Source organism: Micromonospora sp. NPDC049114 (genome assembly GCF_040648635.1).
Taxonomy (GTDB): Bacteria; Actinomycetota; Actinomycetes; order Mycobacteriales; family Micromonosporaceae; genus Micromonospora.
On the sequence record NZ_JBEZEA010000001.1, the window covers coordinates 1,349,096 to 1,372,562 of the forward strand.

General features: G+C 73.8%; 19 protein-coding genes. 12 read left to right on the forward strand and 7 right to left on the reverse strand.

Features of this window, described 5'->3' with window-relative positions:
* Window positions 1–23: 23 nt before the first annotated feature.
* The 3 genes from dnaJ to dnaK form a co-directional block, all read right to left on the reverse strand.
* Complete coding sequence (gene dnaJ / locus AB0B39_RS06455; protein WP_234583112.1) at window positions 24–1,211, reverse strand: molecular chaperone DnaJ; 1,188 nt, start codon at window positions 1,209–1,211, stop codon at window positions 24–26.
* An 88-nt stretch (window positions 1,212–1,299) separates the two neighbouring features.
* Entirely contained in the window at window positions 1,300–2,058 is a 759-nt protein-coding gene (gene grpE, locus AB0B39_RS06460; protein ID WP_357573655.1) for a nucleotide exchange factor GrpE, read from the reverse strand.
* A 47-nt stretch (window positions 2,059–2,105) separates the two neighbouring features.
* Window positions 2,106–3,974, reverse strand: coding sequence for a molecular chaperone DnaK (gene dnaK / locus AB0B39_RS06465; protein ID WP_234583110.1), 1,869 nt, complete (start codon window positions 3,972–3,974; stop codon window positions 2,106–2,108).
* A gap of 220 nt (window positions 3,975–4,194) precedes the next feature.
* On the opposite strand from dnaK, the gene AB0B39_RS06470 reads away from it, so the two are divergent.
* Genes AB0B39_RS06470 through AB0B39_RS06480 form a run of 3 tightly spaced genes read left to right on the forward strand, consistent with a single transcriptional unit; the run spans window position 4,195 to window position 8,980 of the window.
* A complete protein-coding gene (locus AB0B39_RS06470; protein ID WP_357573656.1) occupies window positions 4,195–6,036 on the forward strand; it encodes a GTPase domain-containing protein in 1,842 nt (613 codons plus the stop codon).
* A complete protein-coding gene (locus AB0B39_RS06475) occupies window positions 6,033–7,718 on the forward strand; it encodes a GTPase (protein WP_357573657.1) in 1,686 nt (561 codons plus the stop codon). The genes AB0B39_RS06470 and AB0B39_RS06475 overlap by 4 nt, the downstream gene beginning before the upstream one ends.
* A gap of 38 nt (window positions 7,719–7,756) precedes the next feature.
* Window positions 7,757–8,980: a hypothetical protein gene (locus tag AB0B39_RS06480; RefSeq protein WP_234583107.1), complete on the forward strand. Its 1,224-nt coding sequence runs from the start codon at window positions 7,757–7,759 to the stop codon at window positions 8,978–8,980.
* 47 nt (window positions 8,981–9,027) lie between these two features.
* Here AB0B39_RS06480 and AB0B39_RS06485 read toward each other — a convergent pair whose 3' ends face one another.
* Window positions 9,028–9,651 (reverse strand): phosphoesterase PA-phosphatase, encoded by a 624-nt coding sequence (locus AB0B39_RS06485; RefSeq protein ID WP_357491511.1) that lies wholly within the window; start codon window positions 9,649–9,651, stop codon window positions 9,028–9,030.
* A gap of 222 nt (window positions 9,652–9,873) precedes the next feature.
* Here AB0B39_RS06485 and AB0B39_RS06490 point away from each other — a divergent pair, with 222 nt between their 5' ends.
* The 8 genes from AB0B39_RS06490 to AB0B39_RS06525 all read left to right on the forward strand — a co-directional run bounded on the left by AB0B39_RS06490 (window position 9,874) and on the right by AB0B39_RS06525 (window position 20,299).
* Entirely contained in the window at window positions 9,874–10,356 is a 483-nt protein-coding gene (locus AB0B39_RS06490; RefSeq protein WP_357573658.1) for a hypothetical protein, read from the forward strand.
* 18 nt (window positions 10,357–10,374) lie between these two features.
* On the forward strand, window positions 10,375–10,524 hold the full coding sequence (locus AB0B39_RS06495) for a hypothetical protein (protein ID WP_357491515.1): 150 nt from the start codon (window positions 10,375–10,377) through the stop codon (window positions 10,522–10,524).
* 639 nt (window positions 10,525–11,163) lie between these two features.
* Entirely contained in the window at window positions 11,164–12,339 is a 1,176-nt protein-coding gene (gene pdhA, locus AB0B39_RS06500) for a pyruvate dehydrogenase (acetyl-transferring) E1 component subunit alpha (RefSeq protein WP_357573659.1), read from the forward strand.
* Window positions 12,339–13,328, forward strand: a complete 990-nt coding sequence (locus AB0B39_RS06505; RefSeq protein WP_234583103.1) for an alpha-ketoacid dehydrogenase subunit beta — start codon at window positions 12,339–12,341, stop codon at window positions 13,326–13,328. Before pdhA ends, AB0B39_RS06505 begins: the two co-directional genes overlap by 1 nt.
* A gap of 5 nt (window positions 13,329–13,333) precedes the next feature.
* On the forward strand, window positions 13,334–14,821 hold the full coding sequence (locus AB0B39_RS06510; protein ID WP_357573788.1) for a dihydrolipoamide acetyltransferase family protein: 1,488 nt from the start codon (window positions 13,334–13,336) through the stop codon (window positions 14,819–14,821).
* A gap of 219 nt (window positions 14,822–15,040) precedes the next feature.
* On the forward strand, window positions 15,041–15,178 hold the full coding sequence (locus AB0B39_RS06515; protein ID WP_007454215.1) for a hypothetical protein: 138 nt from the start codon (window positions 15,041–15,043) through the stop codon (window positions 15,176–15,178).
* A 344-nt stretch (window positions 15,179–15,522) separates the two neighbouring features.
* Window positions 15,523–18,102: a hypothetical protein gene (locus AB0B39_RS06520; RefSeq protein WP_357573660.1), complete on the forward strand. Its 2,580-nt coding sequence runs from the start codon at window positions 15,523–15,525 to the stop codon at window positions 18,100–18,102.
* 358 nt (window positions 18,103–18,460) lie between these two features.
* Window positions 18,461–20,299, forward strand: coding sequence for an NHL domain-containing thioredoxin family protein (locus AB0B39_RS06525; RefSeq protein ID WP_357573661.1), 1,839 nt, complete (start codon window positions 18,461–18,463; stop codon window positions 20,297–20,299).
* On the opposite strand, the gene AB0B39_RS06530 is transcribed toward AB0B39_RS06525, so the two are convergent.
* From AB0B39_RS06530 to AB0B39_RS06540, 3 genes are read right to left on the reverse strand one after another with little or no spacing between them, the layout of a single operon-like run.
* Window positions 20,296–21,048 (reverse strand): 5-oxoprolinase subunit PxpA, encoded by a 753-nt coding sequence (locus AB0B39_RS06530; protein WP_234588971.1) that lies wholly within the window; start codon window positions 21,046–21,048, stop codon window positions 20,296–20,298. The two genes, AB0B39_RS06525 and AB0B39_RS06530, sit on opposite strands and share 4 nt — an antisense overlap.
* Window positions 21,032–21,895, reverse strand: coding sequence for a biotin-dependent carboxyltransferase family protein (locus tag AB0B39_RS06535; protein ID WP_357491524.1), 864 nt, complete (start codon window positions 21,893–21,895; stop codon window positions 21,032–21,034). The genes AB0B39_RS06530 and AB0B39_RS06535 overlap by 17 nt, the downstream gene beginning before the upstream one ends.
* Entirely contained in the window at window positions 21,892–22,578 is a 687-nt protein-coding gene (locus tag AB0B39_RS06540) for an allophanate hydrolase subunit 1 (RefSeq protein ID WP_357573662.1), read from the reverse strand. Before AB0B39_RS06540 ends, AB0B39_RS06535 begins: the two co-directional genes overlap by 4 nt.
* A gap of 107 nt (window positions 22,579–22,685) precedes the next feature.
* On the opposite strand from AB0B39_RS06540, the gene AB0B39_RS06545 reads away from it, so the two are divergent.
* A complete protein-coding gene (locus AB0B39_RS06545) occupies window positions 22,686–23,363 on the forward strand; it encodes a hemolysin III family protein (RefSeq protein ID WP_357491528.1) in 678 nt (225 codons plus the stop codon).
* Window positions 23,364–23,467 lie beyond the last annotated feature (104 nt).

The following is a 23,467-nucleotide window of genomic DNA, read 5'->3' on the forward strand; positions in this document are numbered from 1 at the left end:
ACCTCCGCGTCCATCCCACCGGACTAACCGACCCGACGCACCCGGGCGTCGAGATGTTCCCGCGCCGCCGGCGGGCTCTGCTCGGCGAACGCCTCCAGCGCCGCCCGCGCCTCGTCCGACAGCCGGGCCGGCACCACCACGTCCAGGGTGACCAGCAGATCACCCGCCTGCCCGTCGCGGCGGACCACACCCTTGCCCCGGGCCCGCAGCACCCGCCCGCTGGGCGTGCCGGGCGGAACCCGCAGCGTCACCGCGCCGTCGAGCGTGGGCACCCGCAGGTCCGTGCCGAGCACGGCCTCCGCGAAGGTCACCGGCACGGTCAACGTCAGATCATCTCCGGTACGCCCGAACAGCTCGTCCGGCCGGACCTTGACGTGTACGAAGAGGTCGCCGGCCGGGCCACCACGCTCACCGGGCTCACCGCGCCCGGCCAGCCTGATGCGCTGCCCGTCGGCCACACCGGCCGGGAAGCGCACGTTCATCGTGCGGGTCTTGGTGACCCCGCCGCTGCCGTGGCACTCCGGGCACTTCTCCTCCACCACGGTGCCGACGCCCTGGCAGTTACCGCACGGCTCGGAGAAGCTGAACGACCCCTGGTTGCGGGTCGTGACCCCGGCCCCGTGACAGACCGGGCAGGTACGCGGCTGGGTGCCGGGCTTGGCGCCGTTGCCGTGGCAGGTGTCGCAGACACCGGGGGCGCGCAACGTCAGCGGCAGGGTCACCCCGCGCACCGCGTCGCCGAAGTCCAGAGCCACCTCGGTCTCCACGTCCCGGCCGCGCGCGGGCCCACGCGGAGCGGCCTGCCCACCGGCCTGCCCGCCCGAGAAGATCGAGCTGAACAGGTCCTGGAAGCCGGCCCCGCCGAAGCGGCGGTCACCACCACCGCCGGCACCACCACCGAACAGGTCGGAAACGTCGAACGGCACCCCGCCCGGCTGGCCGCCCGCCCGGGCGTTACGCCGGAACGCGCCGGAACTGAACAGCGACCGCATCTCGTCGTACTCCCGGCGACGGCCGGCGTCCGACAGCACGTTGTACGCCTCGGACACGGCCTTGAACCGCTCCTCGGCCTTCGGGTCGCCCGGATTGTGGTCCGGGTGCGATTCCCGGGCCAGCTTGCGGTACGCCTTCTTGATGTCATCCGCGGAGGCGGCCTTGTCCACGCCGAGCACGGCGTAGAAGTCCTTCTCGAGCCAGTCCTTCGAACTCACCGGTCCACCACCCCCTTCCGACAGTCGTGGCCCGGCCGTCCCGTCCACCGCGGTGCGGGGGACGGGACGGCCCGGTCACTGTCTCGCACTATTCCGGATCCGCGACCGCGACCAGCGCGGGGCGCAGCAGCCGCTCACCGAGCTGGTAGCCGCGCCGCATGACCTGCACGCAGGTCGGCTCGCTGACCTCGGCCGAGGTCTGGTGCGCGACCGCCTCGTGCCGGGTCGGGTCGAACGGGTCGCCCTGCTCGCCGAAGGCGTTCAGGCCGAACTTGCCCAGCGCGGTGGTGAGCTGTTCCGCCACCGTTCCGAACGGCCCGACCAGGTCGCCGTGTTCCCGAGCCCGGTCCAGGTCGTCGAGGATCGGCAGCAGCGCGGCCAGCACCGAGCCGGTCGCCTGCTCCTGCACCAGGGCACGGTCCCGGTCGACCCGCTTGCGGTAGTTGGCGTACTCCGCCGACACCCGCTGGAGGTCCCTGGTCCGCTCGTCCAGCTCGGCCCGGAGCGCCTCCAGTTCGGCGCCGAGCGACGTGCCGACCCCGCCGCCGTCGACCGGCTGCGCCGGGGCGTCCACCACCGGCGGGCCGGACGGCTCCGGCCCGTCGGTGGCGTTGACCTCGACCTCGATCTCGTCGACCACGATCTCGGCGTCCTCGACCAGGCCCTCGGCCGGTACGTCGCTGCCCGCGTCCGCGGCGGTGCCCTCCGGCTCCGACGTGTCGGTGAGCTTGCGGTTGTTGCGGATGACGACCCGCTCCCCGTCGCCGGTGGTCGGCTCCGTGGGCGCGGAGCCACCCGGCGTCGACCCGGTGTCGCCCGGGTCGGCGGCTCGTGGCTTCTGCGTCATGCGGCTACCTCATCCCTTCGCCGTGGATACGTGTCGGAGGCCGTTGGTCACTTCTTGCCGTCCTCGTCCACGATCTCCGCGTCGACCACGTCGTCGGCGCCACCGGTGGCGCCGGCCTGCGGACCGGTCGCACCTGCCGCACCCGGGCCGGCCTCGCCACCCGGCTGCTGGCCCTGCTCGGCCTGCTGGGAGTAGAGCAGCGAACCAGCCTGCTGGGAGACCTGCGCCAGCTTCTCGTGGGCGGTCTTGATCTTCTCGATGTCCTGACCGCCGAGGGCGCCCCGCAGCTCACCGAGCGCCTCGTTGAGCTGCTCCCGGTTCTCGCTGGGCAGCTTGTCGCCGCTCTCGGCGAGGAACTTCTCGGTCTGCCACTGGAGCGCCTCGGCCACGTTGCGGGTCTCGGCGTCGTCGCGGCGGCGCTTGTCCTCCTCCGCGTGCTCCTCGGCGTCCCGGCGCATCCGCTCGATGTCGTCCTTCGGCAGCGACGAGCCGCCGGTGATCGTCATCTTCTGTTCCTTGCCGGTGCCGAGGTCCTTGGCGTGCACGTTGACGATGCCGTTGGCGTCGATGTCGAAGGCGACCTCGATCTGCGGCACGCCGCGCGGCGCCGGCGGGAGGCCGGTCAGCTCGAAGGTGCCGAGCTTCTTGTTGTACGCCGCGATCTCCCGCTCACCCTGGAACACCTGGATCAGCACCGACGGCTGGTTGTCGTCCGCCGTGGTGAAGACCTCGGAGCGCTTGGTCGGGATGGTGGTGTTGCGCTCGATGAGCTTGGTGAAGATGCCGCCCTTGGTCTCGATGCCCAGGCTCAGCGGGGTCACGTCGAGCAGCAGGACGTCCTTGACCTCACCCTTGAGCACACCGGCCTGGAGGGCGGCGCCGACGGCGACGACCTCGTCCGGGTTGACGCCCTTGTTGGGGTCGCGGCCGGTGAGCTGCTTGACCAGGTCGGTCACGGCGGGCATCCGGGTGGAACCACCGACGAGGATGACGTGCTCGACGTCCGAGATCTTGATCCCGGCGTCCTTCACGGCCTGCTCGAACGGGCCCTTGCAGCGGTCCAGCAGGTCCTGCGTCATCCGCTGGAACTCGGCGCGGCTCAGCGTCACGTCGAGGTGCAGCGGGCCGGCCGCGCCGGCGGTGATGTACGGCAGGTTGATGTTGGTCGTGGTGGCCGCGGACAGCTCGATCTTGGCCTTCTCGGCGGCCTCACGGAGGCGCTGGAGGGCCATCTTGTCCTGGCCCAGGTCGATGCCGTGCTCGCCGCGGAACGTCTTGACCAGGTGGTCGATGATCCGCTGGTCCCAGTCGTCGCCACCGAGGTGGTTGTCACCGCTTGTCGACTTGACCTCGATGACGCCCTCGGCGAGCTCCAGCAGCGACACGTCGAAGGTGCCGCCGCCGAGGTCGAAGACCAGGACGGTCTGCTCCTTGGAACCCTTGTCCAGCCCGTACGCCAGGGCGGCCGCGGTCGGCTCGTTGACGATCCGCAGCACGTTGAAGCCGGCGATCTCACCGGCCTCCTTGGTGGCCTGGCGCTGGCTGTCGTTGAAGTAGGCCGGGACGGTGATCACCGCGTCGGTGATCTGCTCGCCCAGGTACGCCTCGGCGTCCCGCTTGAGCTTCATCAGCGTCCGGGCCGAGATCTCCTGCGGGGTGTACTTCTTGCCGTCGATGTCGACGGACCAGTTCGTGCCGACCTCGCGCTTGACCGAACGGATCGTCCGGTCCGGGTTGGTCACCGCCTGGCGCTTGGCGACCTCACCGACGAGCACCTCGCCGTTGCGGGCGAACGCGACGATCGACGGGGTCGTCCGCGAGCCCTCAGCGTTGGCGATGACGGTGGGCTCACCGCCCTCGAGAACGCTGACGCAGGAGTTCGTCGTGCCGAGGTCGATACCGACCGCACGTGCCATCTTCGCTTCCTCGCTTCGTAAGGTTGTGCAGGTGGCGGGCACCGCCCGCGACTGCTCGGCGGGCGCCGCCCGCAGCGGACCCCACCACAAGTTGAGTGAACTTGACTCAATAGTGCCACGCGTTGGCGAATCGTCAAGTCGAGTTGAGCCGACCCGACGCAACCCAGCCGTTATTACCGTCCGGTTGTCTTCCCTTGCATCGGTCGGGCACGCTTTAGCGGTGACGACGCACGGCGATTCCGCCACCCGTTCCGGCGTGCCCGCCGTCGCAGCCCGCACCGGCCCGCCGGACGCCGCGGAGGAGCCGCCCGCCACCACCGGGGACGACAGCCTCCCCGGCGCGCTGTCGGGCCTGAGGGCCGCGATCGGCGCGACCCGCTATCCGCTAGCCCTGCCCTCCGCCAAGGCCGCCCGGCACGCCGCGAGCGCCCTCACCGACCAGCTCGACGACTACCTGCTGCCCCGGCTCGCCCGACTGGACGCCCCGCTGCTCGTGGTGGTCGGCGGCTCCACCGGCGCGGGCAAGTCGACCCTGGTCAACAGCCTGGTCAAGGCCCGGGTCAGCGCCGCAGGTGTGCTGCGGCCCACCACCCGCTCCCCGGTGCTCGTCTGCAACCCGGCCGACGCGTCCTGGTTCCGGCAGGGCGACCTGCTGCCCGGGCTGACCCGCACCACCGAGCCGAGCGACGATCCACGCTCCCTGCACCTGGTCACCGCCCCCGCCCTGCCGCCGGGTCTGGCCTTCCTCGACGCACCGGACATCGACTCCGTCGTCGACGCCAACCGGGCGCTCGCGAGCCAACTGCTCGCCGCCGCCGACCTCTGGCTCTTCGTCACCACCGCCGCCCGGTACGCCGACGCGGTGCCGTGGGAGCTGCTGCGCAGCGCGCGGGCCCGGGGCGCCGTGATCGCGATGGTGCTCGACCGGGTGCCCGCCGAGGCCAGCGACGAGATCGCCGCCCACCTGGCCGAGATGCTCGCCGCGCAGGATCTGGGCCGGGCGCCGCTGTTCGTCCTCCCGGAGACCTGGGTCGACGGTCAGGGGCTGCTGCCCGAGGGGGCCACCGCGCCGCTGGCCGACTGGTTCGCCCGGCTGGCCGCCGACGCCGACGCCCGCGCGGCGGTGGTCCGCCAGACCCTGGACGGCGCGCTGGCCGCCCTGCACCCCGCCGTCGAGGAGCTGGCCGACGCGGCCGACGAGCAGGTCACCGCCGCCGACGGGCTGGACGAACGGGTCCGGGCCGCGTACCGGGGAGCCGAGCGGACCGTCGAGCAGGGCCTGCAGGACGGTCGACTGCTCCGCGGTGAGGTCCTGGCCCGCTGGCAGGAGTTCGTCGGCACCGGCGAGTTCTTCCGCACGCTGGAGGCCCGCATCGGGCGACTCCGCGACCGGGTGGTGGCCGCCGTCACCGGTCGGCCCGCGCCGGCCGCCGAGCTGCGCAACGCCATCGAGTCGCAGCTCGTCACCCTGCTGCGGGGCGTCGCGTCCGAGGCCGCCGAATCCGCGTACACCGGGTGGAAGGCACACCCGGCGGGAGCGGACCTGCTGGAGCCGGGGCTCGCCCACCCGAGCGACGACCTGCCCGAACGCGCCGAACGGATGGTCCGCGACTGGCAACGCGGCGTGCTGGAGCTGGTCCGGGTCGAGGGCGGCGACAAGCGGTTCGTGGCCCGCACCGCCGCTTACGCAGTGAACGCCACCGGGCTGGCCGTGATGATCGCCGTGTTCGCCTCGACCGCCTTCATCCCCACCGGGCTGGAGTTGGCCACTGGGGCCGGCACGACTGTCGCCGCGCAGGCCGTCCTCCAGGCGATCTTCGGCGACCAGGCGGTGCGTACCCTCGCCGCCAAGGCCCGGGTCGACCTGGTGGCGCGGGTCCGGACGCTGCTGGACGCGGAGGCCGAGCGGTTCCTGGCCCGCACCGCCGAAGCCCGGCCCGCCGAGGCGGCCGGTGACGCGCTGCGCCGGGCCGCCGGACGGGTCGAGCTGGCCCGGCACCGCAGCGGCCTGGCCACCGGCGACGGCGCCCTGCCGGTCGGCGACGAGGAGGGTTCGCGGTGACCAACATCGCCGGCCGGGTACGCGAGGCGTTCCGCGGTGACCAGCGGGTCGACCCCGACGCGCTGATCGCCCGCCTGGACGCCGTACGCCGGTTCCTGACCGCCGTCGACGGCCTGCTGCCGGACGCCGAGCTGGTGCCCGCGCACACCCTCGTCGAGCGGGCCGGCACCCGGCTCGCGTTGTCCCGCGACCACACCGTGGTGGCCCTCGCCGGCGCCACCGGCAGTGGCAAGTCCAGCCTGTTCAATGCGCTGGCCCAGCTGGAACTCTCCCCGGTCGGGGTCCGCCGACCGACCACCGGCGTCACGCACGCGTGCGTGTGGGGGCCGCTGGAGGGCGCCAACCGGCTGCTCGACTGGACCGGGGTGCTGCCCCGGCATCGCTTCGTCCGGGAGAGCGCGCTCGACGGGGACGACGAGACGGCGCTGCACGGGCTGATCCTGCTCGACCTGCCCGACTTCGACTCGGTGCAGCGGTCCCACCGGCTGGAGGTGGACCGGCTGCTCGGCCTGGTCGACCAGGTGGTCTGGGTGGTCGACCCGCAGAAGTACGCCGACCGGGTCATCCACGACAGCTACCTGCGCGAGTTCCACCGGCACCGCGACGTCACACTCGTCGTGCTCAACCAGGCCGACCGGTTGCCCCCGGCCGAGCTGCCCCGCGTCCTGGACGACCTCCGCCGGCTGCTCGACACCGACGGGCTGACCGGCGTGCCACTGCTCGCCACCACCGCCATCGACCCGGCCGGGATGGTCGGGCTGCGCACCGCGCTGGAGCGTACGGTCGCCGAGCGGCAGGCCGCCCTGCGTCGACTGGCCGGCGACGTCGACACCGTGGTCGCCGGGCTGGACGAGCTGGTCGGCTCGGCCCGACCGGCGGGTGGCCCGGACGACGCGAGCGTCGCCGCGCTGAACCGGGCGCTGGCCGGCACGGCAGGTGTGCCGGCGGTGAGTGAGGCGGTGGAGCGGGCGTACCGGCATCGGGCCGGCGCGGCGACCGGCTGGCCTGTGGTGCGGGGCTGGCGCCGGCTCCGACCCGACCCGCTGCGCCGGCTGCACCTGCCCGGCCCGACCGGCGGCGGAGCCGACCCGGCGGAGAGCCTTGTCGCGGCGACCTCGGTGCCCGATCCGACGGCCGCCCAGCGCTCGGCGCTCGGCCTGGCGATCCGCGCGGTGGCTGACCGGGCCGCCAGCGGTCTGCCCGCGGCCTGGCCGACGGCGGTCACCTCCGCGGCCCGGTCCCGTCTCGACGACCTACCGGACGCGTTGGACGGCGCGATCGCCGGCACGGACCTCGGCCTGGACCGTCAGCCGGTGTGGTGGCGTGTCGTCGGGGGTGTGCAGTGGCTGGTCACCCTGGCCGCCCTCGTCGGCCTGGGCTGGCTGGCGCTCGGCTACGCGCTGCGGGCGCTCGGCCTGCCCGCGCTGGACAACCCGACTGTCGGGCAGGTGCCCATGCCGACCGTGCTGCTGCTCGGTGGCCTGCTGGCCGGGCTGCTGGTGGCGGCGCTGACCCGGCCGGTGGTGCGTTGGGCCGCTCAGCGGGCGCGGGCCCGCGCCCGGCAACGGCTGACGGTCCGGGTCGCCGAGGTCGGCGAGGAGTACGTGCTCGCCCCGGTGCGGATCGTGCTGGCCTCCTACGCGCAGGCACGCGACGCGCTGCGGGACGCCGCCCGCCGCTGACGCCTCTGCGTACGCCCCGACCGGCGTAGGGTCGAAGCATGGCCACGCCTCAGACCCCTTACGACGCGGTGCTGCACGCCGCACGCGACGTGACCAAGCTGGAGTCCGCCCTGGATGCCGAGATGCTCGGCAGCGCGCTGCTGGGCAGTGTCTACTCGATCGCGGAGACCGACCGCGACACCGCCGTGCGGGAGTTCGTCACCGGGTTCCTCGCCGCCACCGCCCGCCGCCGGATCGCGGCGGCGACCACCATCCGGCAGGTCTTCGCCACGCTCGTCCCGACCGCCGAGGGCTCCGAGCGGGTGCGTCCGGGCAGCCAGGCGCCCGCCTGGTCCGGGCAGCTCGGCCGGGTGCACCTCACCGGCAGCTGGGCGTACGGCGACGTGTACGGCGACCAGACCTCGTACCTCGCCACGTTCGCGTACGACGACGCGGCCGGTGGCCCGGAGCACGCCCTGGTGGCCCTGATCGACCACAACATCGGGATCACCAAGGACATCTTCGTCGGCGGGCCGGCGGAGCGGATCCTGGACCAGGTCCGGCAGATGTGCGCCGACGACGAGCTGACCTGGTTCCGCACCGAGGACCCGTCCCGGCTGCGGGGCGAGGTGGCCCGGCACCTCTCGGTCACCGACGACCTGACCGAGCTGCCCGGCGAGGGTTCGCTCGCCACCGACCGCGCGCTGGTCGGCGCCCGGCTGGCGCTGCTCCCCACGGCCGCCGACCCGACCGGCCCGGCGGAGGTAGAGCCGCTGTCCGCCGCCGAGCGCACCGACCTGGTCCGGCGGTTCCTGGCGGCGCCGGAGGCCGCCCGGTTCGGGCTCGACAGCGTCGACGGCCCGGAACTCGCCTCGCTGCACTTCTGCCTGAGCCTGCTGCTGGACCATTCGGCGAGCTTCCCGGACGCCGACCCGATGCGGTGGAGCCCGGCCGTGTCCGGGCTCTTCCTGCTCGACTGGGTGCACCGCCGTGCCGTGCTGGACATGGACGACGCGGCGATGCTGCCCCGGGTGCTGCGCGCCTGGGCCCGGTACGCGTCGCGGCAGCGCGGGCTGCCCGAGGCGGCCGCGACGCGCACCGACGAGGCGATCGAGGAGATGGTGCCGGAGTTCGCCCGGCTCTACTCGACCGGCGAGCGGCGCAGCCCGGCCACCGCCGCGGTCGCGCAACTGATGGCCGACGGCGTGGACCCGGACGACCCGGCCGCGCTGGACGCGTGGATCGAGGCGAACCGCCACCGCCTGGCCGACGACGGCGCCTGACGACCGTCGGGCGGGCGGCACCGCGCCGCCCGCCCGGCGACGGCGGCTCAGCGCAGCAGACCGAAGACGACGGCGGCGATGAGCGCGCCGAGCGCGCCGCCGGCGAGCACCTGCGCGACGGTGTGGTCCCGCAGGCGTACGCGGGACCAGCCGACCACGCCCAACAGCGGCGCGGCGACGAGGAACCCGCGCCCGAAGGTCAGCGCCAGGATGACCAGGGTGCCGGCGGAGACCGCCGAGTGGATCGACATCTTCCACCAGTGGCTCACCGACACGGCGACCACCAGGCCGACCAGCCCGGCCACCGCCAGCGCCAGCAACGGCCGGGGCGCACCGAGGACGACGAGCAGGGCGAGCCCGGCGGCGACCGAGCCGAGGCCGACCAGCAGCGGCACCCGGCGCTGCTCCCGACGGCCGATGTGGTGGTCCGTGAGCCGACCGCGGCGGACCCCGCCGACGATGTAGGCGAACGGGATGCCGGTGACGAAGAACGTCGCGAGCAGACCCCAGAGCAGACCGCGGGCACTGCCCCGGCTGCTGTGCCAGCTCACGGCGATCATCAGCAGCGACACCAGCACTGCCGGGGCGGTCAGCTCGGTGACCAGTCGGGCGACCCGCAGCCCCGGACCGGGCCGGACGGCGACCGGGCGGGGTTCCACACCGCCGCCCACGCCACCCCCTCCGGTACGCGCCTACCGCCGACCACCGCCTGCTCGTCACCGTACCGCCGGGGTGAGCCAGGGAGGCGCGGGACCACCACGACCGGTCGCCGCTCACCGTGATGATCAAGAAGTTTGCGTCACCGCGACCCCGATTCCTGACCCGAACCTCTTGATCACCGAGGCCCGGCGGCCAGAACCGGGGCGGCCGGGGCGCTGTGCGGTGGTGACGGCGTGGGCGCGGTGGTGGGCTCGGGCGGGCTCGGCGTCGCCCGTGGTGCGGCGGGGCTTGCCGGCGCGGAGAGGGTGCTGGTGGGGACGGCCGTAGCCGTCGGCAGGTCGGTCGATGAGGGTGTTGCCGGGTCGGTCGCTGTAGGTGTCGACGGGTCGTTCGTGGTCGGTGTCAACGGATCGGTCGGCGACGGGCTCGGGTTGGACGTTCCGGTCGGGTCCGGGTCCGGTGACGCGGTCGGTGCCGGCGACGGCGACGGGCTGGCCGGGTGCGGGGGCGGCGGTGCGGCCGGCGGGGCGCTCCGGGTGGGTCGCGGCGCTGGCGGCGCGGGCACCTCGCGGGGGGCGGGCACCCGGTCGTCGGCCCTCGGGCCGGACCACGACTCGTCCGGGAGACGCCAGGGAGCGGCGGGCACCCAGTCGGCGGTCGCGGTCGGACCGGCGCTGGGTGTGCCCGGTGACGGCAACGCGATCGGCGGCGGCTGACTGGTCACCGGCATCGGAATGACCACCGGCCCGACCGACGGGGTCGGGATGAACGGAGTGCTGGTGTCCGGTAACGCGCTGCTGCCCGGGGTGGCCGAGCCCGCGCTGACCGCGGCGAGGACGGGCATCGACGCGGTGCCTGCCAACAGGGCGACGGTGAGCAGGTAACCCCGGGAGGGCCCGCCCGCGCCGGGTGCCCGGTGCGACCCGATCACCCGGCGGTAGCCGCCCGGCGACCGGTGGCGGCCGAGCATGGGTGTGCCGGGACCGTCACCTGGCTCGTCCACCGCACACCCCTTGTCGTCGCCGCCTGAAGGACTCGCCGGGCGCTCACCGGCGGAATCCGGCTAATCACCCGATCGGCACGTTCCTGCGGTAATCAGCCTCGCCCAGTCACCCTCCGTCAGCCAACATCCACCGCGTGTCGACACGCGGCACTGACCGAACGGTGACGAATCAGCACCGGAACGCCCGGTGGACGCAGGCCGGCACGATAGCGACAAAGAACATCAAACCGTAGGCGGTCGGAATGCGAGGCGGGCGTACTGTGGGCGCGCTCACCTGCTCTGCGAATATGGAGCACGACGGCAACGCAGCCGTGACCTCCGCGCACCCTCGCGGCAGGCGCGGCCCGGCGCCGGCGCTCCCGATCCGGGTTCGGCCAGAACCCGGCTCACGCCGCGCGGCAACCCCCACCGGGGCTAGGCGCGGCCGCCAGGAACCGGTCCGGCAGCAGCCGGGCAGGCGCACGAGTTGCGTGGCCGGGTGATCCCCCGGTGCCGACGCAGACACGACAGGGAGAGACCGATGGCAAAGGGCGACCCCGGGGGCACCACCCGCAGCAGGCGGGCAGCTCCCCGCTCCAAGAAGGGCGCGACCGGCGACCCCGAGCTGGTGCAGCTGCTCACCCCCGAAGGCGAGCGGATCGACAGCGCCACCGGGCCGGACGGCACCGAGTACCGAGTCGACTTCACCGACGAGGAGTACCGCGGGCTCTACCGCGACCTGGTGCTGGTCCGCAAGCTCGACGCCGAGGCGACCGCGCTCCAGCGGCAGGGCGAGCTGGGCCTCTGGGCCAGCCTCCTCGGCCAGGAGGCCGCGCAGGTCGGCTCCGGGCGCGCGCTGCGGACGCAGGACATGGCCTTCCCGACCTACCGGGAGCACGGCGTCCTCTACTGCCGGGGCATCGACCCGATCATGCCGCTCGGTCTGTTCCGCGGCGTCGACCAGGGCGGCTGGGACCCGAACGAGTTCAAGTTCAACATGTACACGATCGTCATCGGCGCGCAGACCCTGCACGCGACCGGATACGCCATGGGCATCACCATGGACGGCAAGGTCGGCACCGACGACGGCGAGGCAGCGATCGCCTACTTCGGCGACGGGGCCACCAGCCAGGGCGACGTGAACGAGGCGTTCGTCTGGGCCAGCGTGTTCAACGCGCCGCTGGTCTTCTTCTGCCAGAACAACCAGTACGCGATCTCCGAGCCGCTGGAGCGGCAGACCCGCGTCCCGCTCTACCAGCGGGCCGCCGGCTTCGGTTTCCCCGGCGTACGGGTGGACGGCAACGACGTGCTGGCGTCGTACGCGGTCACCCGCACGGCGCTGGACAACGCCCGGCACGGGCAGGGCCCGAGCCTGATCGAGGCGTACACCTACCGGATGGGCGCGCACACCACCTCCGACGATCCGACCCGTTACCGGATCGCCAGCGAGGTGGAGTCCTGGCAGGCCAAGGACCCGATCCTGCGGGTCAAGGCGTTCCTGGAGAAGCAGCAGATCGCCGACGCGGCCTTCTTCGCCGAGGTCGACGAGCAGGCCCGCCGGGAGGCGGTGCACCTGCGCGAACGGGTGCTCACCATGCCCGACCCGGAGCCGGTGACGATGTTCGACAACGTCTACCCCAACGGGTCTCCGCTGCTCGACGAGCAGCGTGCGCAGTTCAACAGGTACATGGAGTCGTTCGAGGGGAGCGCCCACTGATGGCCACGGAGACGCTCACCCTCGGCAAGGCACTCAACACCGGCCTGCGCCGCGCCCTGGAGACCGACCCCAAGGTCGTCATCATGGGCGAGGACGTCGGCAAGCTCGGCGGCGTCTTCCGGATCACCGACGGGCTCCAGAAGGACTTCGGCGACCAGCGGGTGATCGACACCCCGCTTGCCGAGTCCGGCATCATCGGCACCGCCGTCGGCCTGGCCATCCGTGGCTACCGGCCGGTCTGCGAGATCCAGTTCGACGGCTTCGTCTACCCCGCGTACGACCAGATCGTGTCGCAGGTCGCGAAGATGCACTACCGCTCGGGCGGCCGGCTCAGCATCCCCATGGTCATCCGGATTCCGTTCGGCGGTGGCATCGGCGCCGTCGAACACCACTCCGAGTCGCCGGAGGCGTACTTCGCCCACACCGCCGGCCTGAAGGTGGTGACCTGCGCCAACCCGCAGGACGCGTACGTGATGATCCAGCAGGCCATCGCCTCGGACGACCCGATCGTCTTCCTGGAGCCCAAGCGGCGGTACTGGGAGAAGGGGCCCGTCGACCTGGACGCGCCGCTCTCCGACGCGTACCCCCTGCACTCGGCCCGGGTGGTGCGGCCCGGCACCGACGTGACGGTGCTGGCGTACGGGCCGATGGTGCGGACCTGCCTGGAGGCCGCGACGGCCGCCGCCGAGGACGGCCGGGAGCTGGAGGTCATCGACCTGCGCTCGCTGTCCCCGCTGGACCTCGCCGCCGCGTACGAGTCGGTGAAGCGCACCGGCCGCGCGGTGGTGGTGCACGAGGCGCCGTCCAACATCGGCCTGGGCGCCGAGCTGGCCGCCCGGATCACCGAGGAGTGCTTCTACTCCCTGGAGTCGCCGGTGCTGCGGGTCACGGGCTTCGACACCCCCTACCCGGCCGCCCGGGTGGAGGAGGAGTACCTGCCCGACCTCGACCGGGTGCTCGACGCCGTCGACCGCACCTTCGGCTGGTGAGCGACATGTCCCGGATCAAGACGTTCAACCTGCCCGACCTGGGCGAGGGGCTGACCGAGGGCGAGATCCTGGCCTGGCTGGTCAAGGTCGGCGACACCATCGAGCTGAACCAGCCGATCGTCGAGGTCGAGACGGCCAAGGCGGCGGTGGAGATCCCGGCGAAGTGGGCCGGGCAGGTGCAGGCGATCCACCACCCGGAGGGCGCGACGGTCGAGGTCGGCACGCCGATCATCGCGATCGACACCGACCCGGGCGCGGGCCCGCTGGAGGCGCCGTCCACCACGGCCACGCCCAGCGGCGACCTGCCCACCCCGTCGGCGGCCTCGCTGGCGGCGGTGGAGGTGGCCCCGGCCGAGGGCATGATCGAGCCGGGCCTGATCGGCGGCGCCGCCCCGGGCGGGCGGACGGCGGTGCTCGTCGGCTACGGGCCGCGTACCACCGCCGCGAAGCGCCGGCCCCGCAAGGGTGCCGTCCCGGCGCAGGCCCCCACCCCCACCCCCGCTGGGGTCGATCATGAAGTTGTGGTGGGTGACATACCAGCCGCTAGCTCCACAACTCCGGCACCACAGGTCCATGATCGACGGGGTGGTGCGGCGGGCGGACTTGTTCTGGCCAAGCCGCCGGTGCGCAAGCTCGCCAAGGACCTCGGCGTCGACCTGAGCACGCTGACCGGGTCGGGACCGCTGGGCTCGATCACCCGGGAGGACGTACAGCAGGCGGCGAGCGGTTCCGTGGCGGCGGCCGAGCCGGTCGCGGTCACCTCGACCGCGACGAGCGCCGCGAGCTTCGGCGCCGACCGTGAGCAGCGCATCCCGGTCAAGGGCGTCCGTAAGCTCACCGCCGAGAACATGTCCCGCTCGGCGTTCACCGCTCCTCACGTGACGGAGTTCCTGACCGTCGACGTGACCCGGGCGATGAAGGCGCTGGAGCGCCTGCGAGGCCGGCGGGAGTGGCGTGACGTCCGGGTCTCGCCGCTGCTGCTGGTGGCGAAGGCGGTGCTCCTGGCTGTCAAGCGTCACCCGATGGTCAACTCGACCTGGGCCGGCGACGAGATCGTCGTCAAGGAGTACGTCAACCTCGGCATCGCGGCGGCCACCGAGCGTGGCCTGATCGTGCCGAACGTGAAGGACGCCGGTCGGCTCTCGCTGCGGGAGTTGGCCGACGCGCTGAACGGCCTGGTGCAGACGGCGAAGTCCGGCCGCACCTCGCCCGCGGACATGTCCGGCGGCACCCTGACCATCACCAACGTCGGGGTGTTCGGGGTGGACACCGGCACGCCGATCCTGCCGCCGGGCGAGTCGGCGATCCTCGCCTTCGGCGCGGTGCGGGAGATGCCGTGGGTGCACAAGGGCAAGGTCAAGGCCCGGCAGGTCACCACGTTGGGTCTGAGTTTCGACCACCGGATCATCGACGGTGAGCTGGGTTCGAAGTTCCTGCGCGACATCGGCGACTTCCTCGCCGACCCCGAGGCGGCGCTGCTCGCCTGGACCTGACCGGTCCGCAACGCCAGCCACGGCCGGTGTGCCACGGGTTAACGCCCGGCACACCGGCCGTGTCCGTTGGGCGACGAAACCGTCGGCCACAACCCCTGTTGACCTTTGATTGTTAGGTGGGTGTCCCAGCTCACCTAATAATCGATGGAAGTTGGCCGGGTTCTGCGGTTGAATAGATGCATCAGGGGCCGACAACCGAATAGCCAGGGGGACCCACCAATGAGCATGATCGAGCGAATCCGCAACCACCGCGACGCCAACCGCCGCGCCCGTGCCATCGAGCACGCGCTGCGCTCGGCCAACTCGCCGGCCGTTCGCGAGGAACTCCTCGTCATCGCCCAGCGTCACATGAGCTGACGCTCCACGACATTCCTCACCTCCTCCAGATCGATGGCCCACCCGGCCCACCGGGTGGGCCATCGGCGTTCCGCCAGCACCTGACACCGGGATTCCGCCCTGCCGCAGCGCCCGGTACGGTGGGCTTCGGTCGCCGCCCGCCGGCCCGGCCGACGCCGAGCCGATAGAAGCTGCTCGACACCACCCGGCGACGGGCAGTGACGACCGGTGCTCCTTTGGACGCCTCGTGCGGCCACCAGATACGGTGCGGGGAGCCGGCACGGCGGTACGCCGGTGACGCCGGCAGCCACGCCGAGGAGACCGATCGGCACCGGCGGCCGACATGTGATGGAGGAGGCGCACCCATGACGTCCGAGGGCCCGCACCGCCCCGGCCAGGAGCCGGACGAGGTGTCACCGGGCGCCGGCGGACCGGCGCCGTACGGCGACCGCCCGGCGCAGCCGGACAACGGCTACAACGCCGCCGGCCCCGACCTGGGCTGGGCACCCCCGCCACCCGCGCGGCCGAACCCGTCCGCCCCGGCCTGGGCGACCCAGTCCGAGCAGCAGCCGAACCCCGCCTGGGGTGCCGCCGCCGCACCGCAGCCCAGCGACCCGGCACAGCCCGCGTGGGCCACCGGCGGCTCTTCGCCGGAGCAGGGGCAGCCCGCCGCATGGACTCCCCCGCAGCAGGGCTGGACGCCGCCCGAGCAGGCCGCACCCGCCTGGTCCGGCGGTGCCGCGGAGCAGCCCGACTGGGCACAGGCCCAGCCGGCCGCCCGGGGCGCCGCACAGGTGCCCCCGGCCACCGCCGCCTGGCCCGCCGCCCCGGACGACCCGTCCCGCTCCGGCGGATGGGCTGGCGGGGGGCAGGCCAACCCGCCCGCCGGTGAGTGGCACGCCGAGCCGGCGCAGCCCGCCGGCCGAGCCGGCGTACCCGGCCCGCAGGACGACCCGTCCGGGTCCGGTGGCTGGGCCGTCGGCGCTGCCGCCGCCCGGGATGACCAGCCCGTCTGGACGCCGGCCGAGCAGGCCCCGCAGACCTGGGGCCAGCCCGCCGGGCAGACCGAGCAGCCGTCCCCCGGCTGGGGGCAGGCCGAGTCGGCCGGTTCCCGTGGCGCGGCCCAGGTCCCGGCCGCCAACTGGCAGGCGCAGGAAGAGGCCCAGCAGCCCGCCGCCTGGGGTGGCGCCGAGGGCCGCCCGCAGCAGCCGGACTGGGTGCTCGCACCCCAGGACCAGCCGGCCGAGCGTCCGGAACCGGCCGCCTGGCCGCAGGCCGAGCAGGCTGGCCCCGCGGCCGCCCGCGCCAGCGTGCCCGGCAGCGACGCGACGCCCGGCTGGGCCGCGGCTGGGCCGGACAACCCGGTGCAGGCCAACCCCGGTGAGGTTCAGCCGTGGGCGCCGGGCGAGGTGTGGGGCCGCGCCGAGGCGGAGGCCCAGTCGCGAGGCGGCTGGGACGCCGACCGGGCCGACGAGCCGCCGGTCTACCAGCCCGCACCCGCGCCCGGCATCTCACCCGCCAACGCCGTGCCGCTGCCGCCGCAGGAGCAGCGCGTGCCGGGTGCCAGCCTCGCGGCCGCCCCGCCGGCCGACTACGCGCCGTCGACGCAGTACCCCCCGATCCCCGAGCAGCCGGCGTACTCCGAGCGGGACACCCCGGAGGCCCCCGCACCGTACGAGGCCGAGCCGGCCGGCTGGGGCCGGGCCGACGAGGCGTCGGCGAGCGCCGCCGCGGTGCCTGCTCCGCGTACCTCCCCGGAGTCGGGGGCCGGCCGCGCGGTCGTACCGGCATCGGACGCCGAGTCGGCCGCCAGCGCGGCGAGCCGCGCCTCGGCGAGCGCCTCGGTGCCGCTGGCCAGCCGCGTGATGCCCCCGGCCGACCAGGCCATGCGGCCGACCAGCGCCGCCACGCCACAACCCCGGGTGTACGGCCGCCCGGCCCGACCCGAGTCGGACAACGAGCCGGAGCAGGCGGCCCCGGAGGCGTTCCAGGCCGACCCGGCGCCCGAGCGTTCGGGCATGCCCGACTGGCAGCAGGACGCCGGCCGCCAGGGCACGCCGGACTGGCAGCAGGACGCCGGCCGCCCGGCCACGCCGGACTGGCAGCAGGACGCCGGTCGCCCGGCCGCGCCCGACTGGCAGCAGGCACCGGAGCGTCAGGGCCCGCCGGACTGGCAGAACGGGCCGGATCGGCAGGGCTTCCCCGGTTGGGGCGACGATTCGCCGTCCGAGCCGCAGTTCGACGACCGGGAACGGTCGTCGGCGCCCAACGGGTTCGGCGAGCCCCCCTCGGCCGCTGCCGCGCCGCCAGCGTTCCCACCCGGTGTGCCGTCCTTCGTCGACGCGCCCGGCAACAACCGGCCGGTGAACGGCACTCGACCGCAGTCCGGCGGTGATCGCCCAGCCGACCGCTTCGGCGCACCGGCCGCCGGCGCGGCCGCGGTGAACGGAGCGCCGGGCTTCGGTGCCCCGGCCATCGAGCAGGCGCCGGGTGGTCAGTTCGGGGCCTTCCCGCCGCCTCAGCAGCCGGTGCCGTCCTGGGGCCAGGAGGCCACCGAATCGGACCAGGGCCGCTTCGACTCCTTCAAGCCGGAGGCGGACGAGCCCAAGGCGGAGCCTCCGGTGCCGAAGGTGCGCAACGGTCGGGTCCTGGCCGCGGTGTTGGTCGCCGCCGTGCTGATCCTGGCGGTGCCGCTCGGCCTGCTGATGCTGCTCGGCAAGTTCAGCGGTGGGGACGACTCACCGGCCTTCGACCCGGCGGTCGGCACCTGCGTGAAGCAGGCCGGCCAGGGCGCTTCGGCGGTGGACTGCGGCGAGGCCGGCGCGTTCACGATCGTTTCCAAGGTGGACGCCAAGGACAAGTGCGCCGACCCCGCGCAGCCCCACGTGGTGCTGCCCGGCGAGGGCACCAACCGGGTGCTCTGCCTCAAGCCGGCCACCAAGTAGGACGCATCGACGGCGGGGCCACGGGCAACCGTGGCCCCGCCGTTCTGTGCGTGAACGCGCAGGGACGGTCGGGGCGTCGATGCTGCATCGACGAGCCGCCCCCCGGCCGCACCTTCGTTGGTGCCTGTCGAGCTGCCCCGAATATGGGGCGGATCAAGACCGGTAACCCCGCCCCAGACATGGGGCAGCTCGACAGGTGACGGGTGGCAGAGTGGCGCCCGTCCCGCGGGCCGACCCACCAGGGCCATCCGCCGCACCCGCCTCGACCGCCCAGCACCACACAGCCAGCGTGGCCCCGCGACGGCCTGTCGTCCGGGTCACGGCGGGCGGGCCCGCGAGGCGTGGCAGGCTGACAGGCATGGGAACGACAGCGCGCGTACGGGCACCCGAACTACGGGGCCGGCAGTGGCTCAACACCGGCGGCAAGGACCTGACCCTGCAGGATCTGCGCGGCAAGATCGTCCTCGCTGATTTCTGGACCTTCTGCTGCATCAACTGCCTGCACGTGCTCGACGAGCTGCGGCCGCTGGAGGAGAAGTACGGCGACGTGCTCGTCGTGATCGGCGTGCACTCGCCGAAGTTCGAGCACGAGAAGGACGCCGACGCGCTGATCGCCGCCGTCGAGCGGTACGGCGTGCACCACCCCGTACTCGATGACCCCGAGCTGGACATGTGGCAGCAGTACGCGGCCCGGGCCTGGCCGACCCTGTCGGTGATCGACCCGGAGGGTTACGTGGTGGCCACCATGGCCGGCGAGGGCCACGCCGAAGGGCTGGCCCGGCTGATCGACGAGCTGATCGCCACCCACGAGGCGAAGGGCACGCTGCACCGGGGCACCGGCCCGTACGTCCCGCCGCCCGCCCCGGAGACCGCGCTGCGCTTCCCGGGTAAGGCGGTGCTGCTGCCGGACGGCAACCTGCTGGTCTCGGACTCGGCCCGGCACTCCCTGGTCGAGGTGGCCCCGGACGGCGAGACGCCGGTTCGCCGCATCGGCTCGGGCGAGCGGGGTCGGGCCGACGGGCCGGCCGAGGCGGCGACCTTCTCGGAGCCGCAGGGCCTCTGCCTGCTGCCCACCCACGTCGCCGAGGTGGCCGGCTACGACCTGGTGGTCGCCGACACCGTCAACCACCTGCTGCGCGGCGTGCGGCTGGAGTCCGGCGAGGTGGTCACCGTGGCCGGCAGCGGCCGACAGTGGCGTGCCTCGGTCGACGACCACGCGCACGACGCGCTCTCCGTGGACCTGTCGTCCCCCTGGGACCTGGCCTGGTACGACGACAAGCTGATCATCGCGATGGCGGGCATCCACCAGCTCTGGTGGTTCGACCCGATCAAGCGGACCGCCGGCATGTACGCGGGCACCACCGTGGAGGCGCTGCGCGACGGCCCGCTGGCCGAGGCGTGGATGGCGCAGCCGTCGGGGCTGTCCGTCTCCCCCGACGGTGCCCGGCTCTGGATCGCCGACAGCGAGACCAGTGCCGTCCGGTACGTCGAGAACGGGGTGCTGGGCACCGCCGTCGGGCAGGGGCTCTTCGACTTCGGGCATGTGGACGGGCCGGCCGAGTCGGCGCTGCTCCAGCACCCGCTGGGGGTGTGCGCGCTGCCGGACGGCTCGGTGCTGATCGCGGACACCTACAACGGCGCGGTGCGCCGCTTCGACCCGGCTAGCAACCAGGTGTCCACGGTCGCGGACGGGCTGGCCGAGCCGAGCGACCTGGTGCTCACCCCGGCCGGTGAGGTGCTGGTGGTGGAGTCCGCCGCGCACCGCCTGACCCGGCTGGCGCCCGGAGCGCTGTCGGCGGCCGGTGCGAGCACCGTCGACGGCCCCCGGCACCGCACCGAGCGGAGGCCGACCGACGTGGCGGCGGGCGAGGTCACCCTGGACATCGTCTTCACGCCCGCGCCGGGGCAGAAGCTGGACGAGACGTACGGGCCGTCGACCCGTCTGGTGGTGTCCGCGTCCCCGCCGGAGCTGCTGCTGGACGGCGCCGGCACCGGCACCGAGCTGTCCCGCCGGCTGGTGCTCAACAGCGAGGCGACCGGCGGGGTGCTTCAGGTGACCGCCCAGGCGGCGACCTGCGACGCGGACGTCGAGCACGCGGCCTGCCACCTGACCCGGCAGGACTGGGGCGTCCCGGTGCGGGTGGTCGACGGGGCGGCGTCCCGGCTCCCGCTGGTCCTGCGCGGCCTGGACGCCTAGGCGGCGAACGGGGCGAGCGGGACGTCGGCGTCGATCAGGGAGGCGCGGACCAGTTCGGTGGCGGAGACCGCCCCCGGTGTGTCCCCGTGTACGCAGATCGACTCCACCGGGCAGGGGACCACTGTGCCGTCCACCGCCACGACGGTCCGTTCGGTGGCCATCCGTACCGCCCGGGTGGCCACCTCCTCCGGATCGGTGATCAGCGCGCCCGGTGCGCCGCGCGGCACCAGCGACCCGTTGGGCAGGTAGCCGCGGTCGGCGAACGCCTCGGCGACCACCGGCAGGCCCGCGCCGACGGCGAGCTGGGCGAGCACCGAGCCGGGCAGGCAGAGCACGGGCATCTCGGGGTCGTGGCCGCTGACGGCGGCGACCACCGCCGCCGCCTGGGACTCGTCGGTGGCGGCCGCGTGGTAGAGCGCGCCGTGGGGCTTGAGGTAGCGGACCCGGGTGCGAAAGAGCCGGCAGAAGGCGTCCAGCGCGCCCAACTGGTAGGTGATCTCGTCGCGCAGTTCGGCGAAGTCGTACGCGATGCGTCGCCGGCCGAAGCCGGCCAGGTCCCGGTAGCCGACCTGCGCGCCCACCGCGACGCCGCGCTTCGCCGCGCCCTCGCAGACCCGCCGCATGGTGGACGGGTCACCGCCGTGGAAGCCACAGGCCACGTTGGCGGAGGTCACCAGGTCCAGCAGCGCGTCGTCGTCACCGAGCCGCCAGATACCGAATCCTTCGCCCAGGTCAGCGTTGAGGTCCATGGAATCTGACGGTAGTACCTGGCCGGGCCTGCGCGAGCGGGGTCACGTCGGTGACCACCCCGATGACCGGGTAACCGCCGGTGGTCGGATGGTCGGCGAGGAAGATCAGGGGTTGGCCGTCCGCCGGCACCTGTACCGCCCCGAGCACGATGCCCTCGCTGGGCAGTTCGCCGGCGACCGCGCGGGGCAGGGCCGCGCCGGCGAGCCGCGCGCCGACCCGGTTGCTGACTGGGCTGACGGTGTACGCGGTGCCGAAGAGCAGGTCGAGCGCGCTCGGGGTGAACCAGTCGTCGCGGGGGCCGAGGCGCACGCTCAGGCGCAGTTCGGTCGCGGGTGCCGGGCCGACGGTCACGTCCACCGGCGCGGGTTCGGCCAGCGGCACGCCCAGCGGCAGCCGGTCGCCGTCGCGCAGCACGGGCGGGCCGAGCCCGGCGAGGGTGTCGGTGGCGCGGCTGCCGAGCACCTGCGGTACGTCGATCCCGCCGGCCACGGCGAGCCAGCTCCGTACGCCCCGACGGGCGGGGCCGACGCGCAGCACGGTCCCGGCCGGGACGGTGAGCGGGCGGCCGATGTCGCCCGGGCGGTCCCCGGCGCGGACCGCCACCTCGGCGCCGGTGATCGCCACGGTCGTGGCGTGGGTCAGCCGCAGTGTGCAGCCGGTCAGGGTGATCTCCAGGCCGGCGGCCTGTTCGGCGTTGCCGACCAGCCGGTTGGCGAGCCGCAGGGCGGTCGGGTCGAGAGCGCCGGAGTGGGGTACGCCGAGGTGCGCCCAGCCGGGCCGACCCAGATCCTGGACGGTGGTGAGCGCGCCCGCGCGGAGCACCTCGATCGCTGCGGGCCGGGTCACATCGCCACCATCCGGACGCGGGTGCCGGGGCCGAGCCGGGCGGGCGGGTCGACGTCGACGTCGAAGAGGGGCAGGTCGGTCCGGCCGACCAGCAGCCAGCCGCCGGGGGATGCGCTGGGGTAGATGCCGGCGTACGGGCCGGCCAGCGCGACCGAGCCGGCCGGCACCCGGGGGCGGGGAGTGGGCAACCGGGGCAGCGCCAGGTCGGTGGGGAGCCCGGTCAGGTAGGGGAATCCGGGAGCGAACCCGCAGAACGCGACCCGGAACCGGGTGCCGGTCAGGCGGCGCAGGACGGCCGGCACGTCGACGCCCCAGTGGTCGGCGACGACCGGCAGGTCCGGCCCGTCGAACTCGACAGGCACGACGACCTCCGCGCCGGAGCCGCCGCCGCTGGTCGTGTCACCGCCGCCGGCGCCGGCCGCGATACCGTGACGCTCAGTGGCGGCGGCGGCGACCGCTGGCGTCCAGCGGGACAGCAGGTCGGCGGTGGCGGTGGGGTCGGGCAGGCCGTCGAGCAGGACGGTGCGGGCCCCCGGCACGATCTCGACCGCGCTCAGGTCACCCTGCTCGCGGCGGCGCCACAGCTCGGCCCGCCACGCTTCGACCACTGCCGCCTCGGGAATGTCGGCCGGGGCGGTGCAGTCGAGCAGCAGAGCGTGGGCACCGGCGGGTCGGATCCGCATCCGCTCATCCTCGCCGACGCCGTGCCGGCACGGTGTCCACGGTGACGGTGCTCGGAGTCACCGGCCTGACTACTTGAAAGTAACCTACGGTGCCGTAACCTGATGTCGTGACCACCTCCGCCCCGCTTCGTCTGAAGCCGGTCGACATCGGCAAGCCCCGGATGCGCGGCTGGCTGCATACGTACGCCTTCTTCGTCGCCGTGGTCGGCGGCATCGTGCTCTGCTCGATCGCCGCCACCCGACCGGGCTGGGCACCCCTGGTGAGCTGCGTCATCTACAGCCTGACGGTCTGCGGGCTGTTCGGCACGAGCGCCCTGTACCACCGTCGTGTGTGGTCCGAGCGCGGCTACCAGGTGATGCGCCGGATGGACCACTGCATGATCTTCGTGTTCATCGCCGGCACGTACACCCCGCTCTGCGTCATGCTCCTCTCGACCGGGCAGGCCACTTTGATGCTGGCCCTGGTCTGGGGTGGCGCACTGGCCGGTGTGGCGCTCAAGGTGATCTGGCCACACGCGCCGCGCTGGGTCTCCGCGCCGCTCTACCTGGCGCTGGGCTGGGTGGCGGTGGCCATGCTGCCGCAGATCCTGCACGGCGGCGGAGTCGCGGCGCTGGTGCTGCTGATCGTCGGTGGGGCCATCTACAGCGTCGGCGCGGTCTTCTACGCGCTGCGCCGCCCCAACCCGTGGCCCACCGTCTTCGGCCACCACGAGTTCTTCCACGCCTGCACCCTGCTGGCGGCGCTGTGCCACCACATCGCGATCTACTTCGCGCTGTTCGCCTGAGGCAGACCCCCCACAGAGCACCGCTGTTCGCCTCAGGCCGACGCCCACAGACGCGAGCCGGGGCCCCGCCACGCTGCGGGACCCCGGAGTGTGCGGGCGAGGGA

What these genes read in the sequence shown, in the direction of transcription:
- AB0B39_RS06525 (WP_357573661.1), top strand. Translation starts at nt 18,461, where the DNA reads ATGGGAACGACAGCGCGCGTACGGGCACCCGAACTACGGGGCCGGCAG.
- AB0B39_RS06495 (WP_357491515.1), top strand. Translation starts at nt 10,375, where the DNA reads ATGACCACCGGCCCGACCGACGGGGTCGGGATGAACGGAGTGCTGGTG.
- AB0B39_RS06520 (WP_357573660.1), top strand. Translation starts at nt 15,523, where the DNA reads ATGACGTCCGAGGGCCCGCACCGCCCCGGCCAGGAGCCGGACGAGGTG.
- AB0B39_RS06510 (WP_357573788.1), top strand. Translation starts at nt 13,334, where the DNA reads ATGTCCCGGATCAAGACGTTCAACCTGCCCGACCTGGGCGAGGGGCTG.
- AB0B39_RS06480 (WP_234583107.1), top strand. Translation starts at nt 7,757, where the DNA reads ATGGCCACGCCTCAGACCCCTTACGACGCGGTGCTGCACGCCGCACGC.
- pdhA (WP_357573659.1), top strand. Translation starts at nt 11,164, where the DNA reads ATGGCAAAGGGCGACCCCGGGGGCACCACCCGCAGCAGGCGGGCAGCT.
- dnaK (WP_234583110.1), bottom strand. Translation starts at nt 3,974, where the DNA reads ATGGCACGTGCGGTCGGTATCGACCTCGGCACGACGAACTCCTGCGTC.
- AB0B39_RS06530 (WP_234588971.1), bottom strand. Translation starts at nt 21,048, where the DNA reads ATGGACCTCAACGCTGACCTGGGCGAAGGATTCGGTATCTGGCGGCTC.
- grpE (WP_357573655.1), bottom strand. Translation starts at nt 2,058, where the DNA reads ATGACGCAGAAGCCACGAGCCGCCGACCCGGGCGACACCGGGTCGACG.
- AB0B39_RS06540 (WP_357573662.1), bottom strand. Translation starts at nt 22,578, where the DNA reads ATGCGGATCCGACCCGCCGGTGCCCACGCTCTGCTGCTCGACTGCACC.
- AB0B39_RS06515 (WP_007454215.1), top strand. Translation starts at nt 15,041, where the DNA reads ATGAGCATGATCGAGCGAATCCGCAACCACCGCGACGCCAACCGCCGC.
- AB0B39_RS06505 (WP_234583103.1), top strand. Translation starts at nt 12,339, where the DNA reads ATGGCCACGGAGACGCTCACCCTCGGCAAGGCACTCAACACCGGCCTG.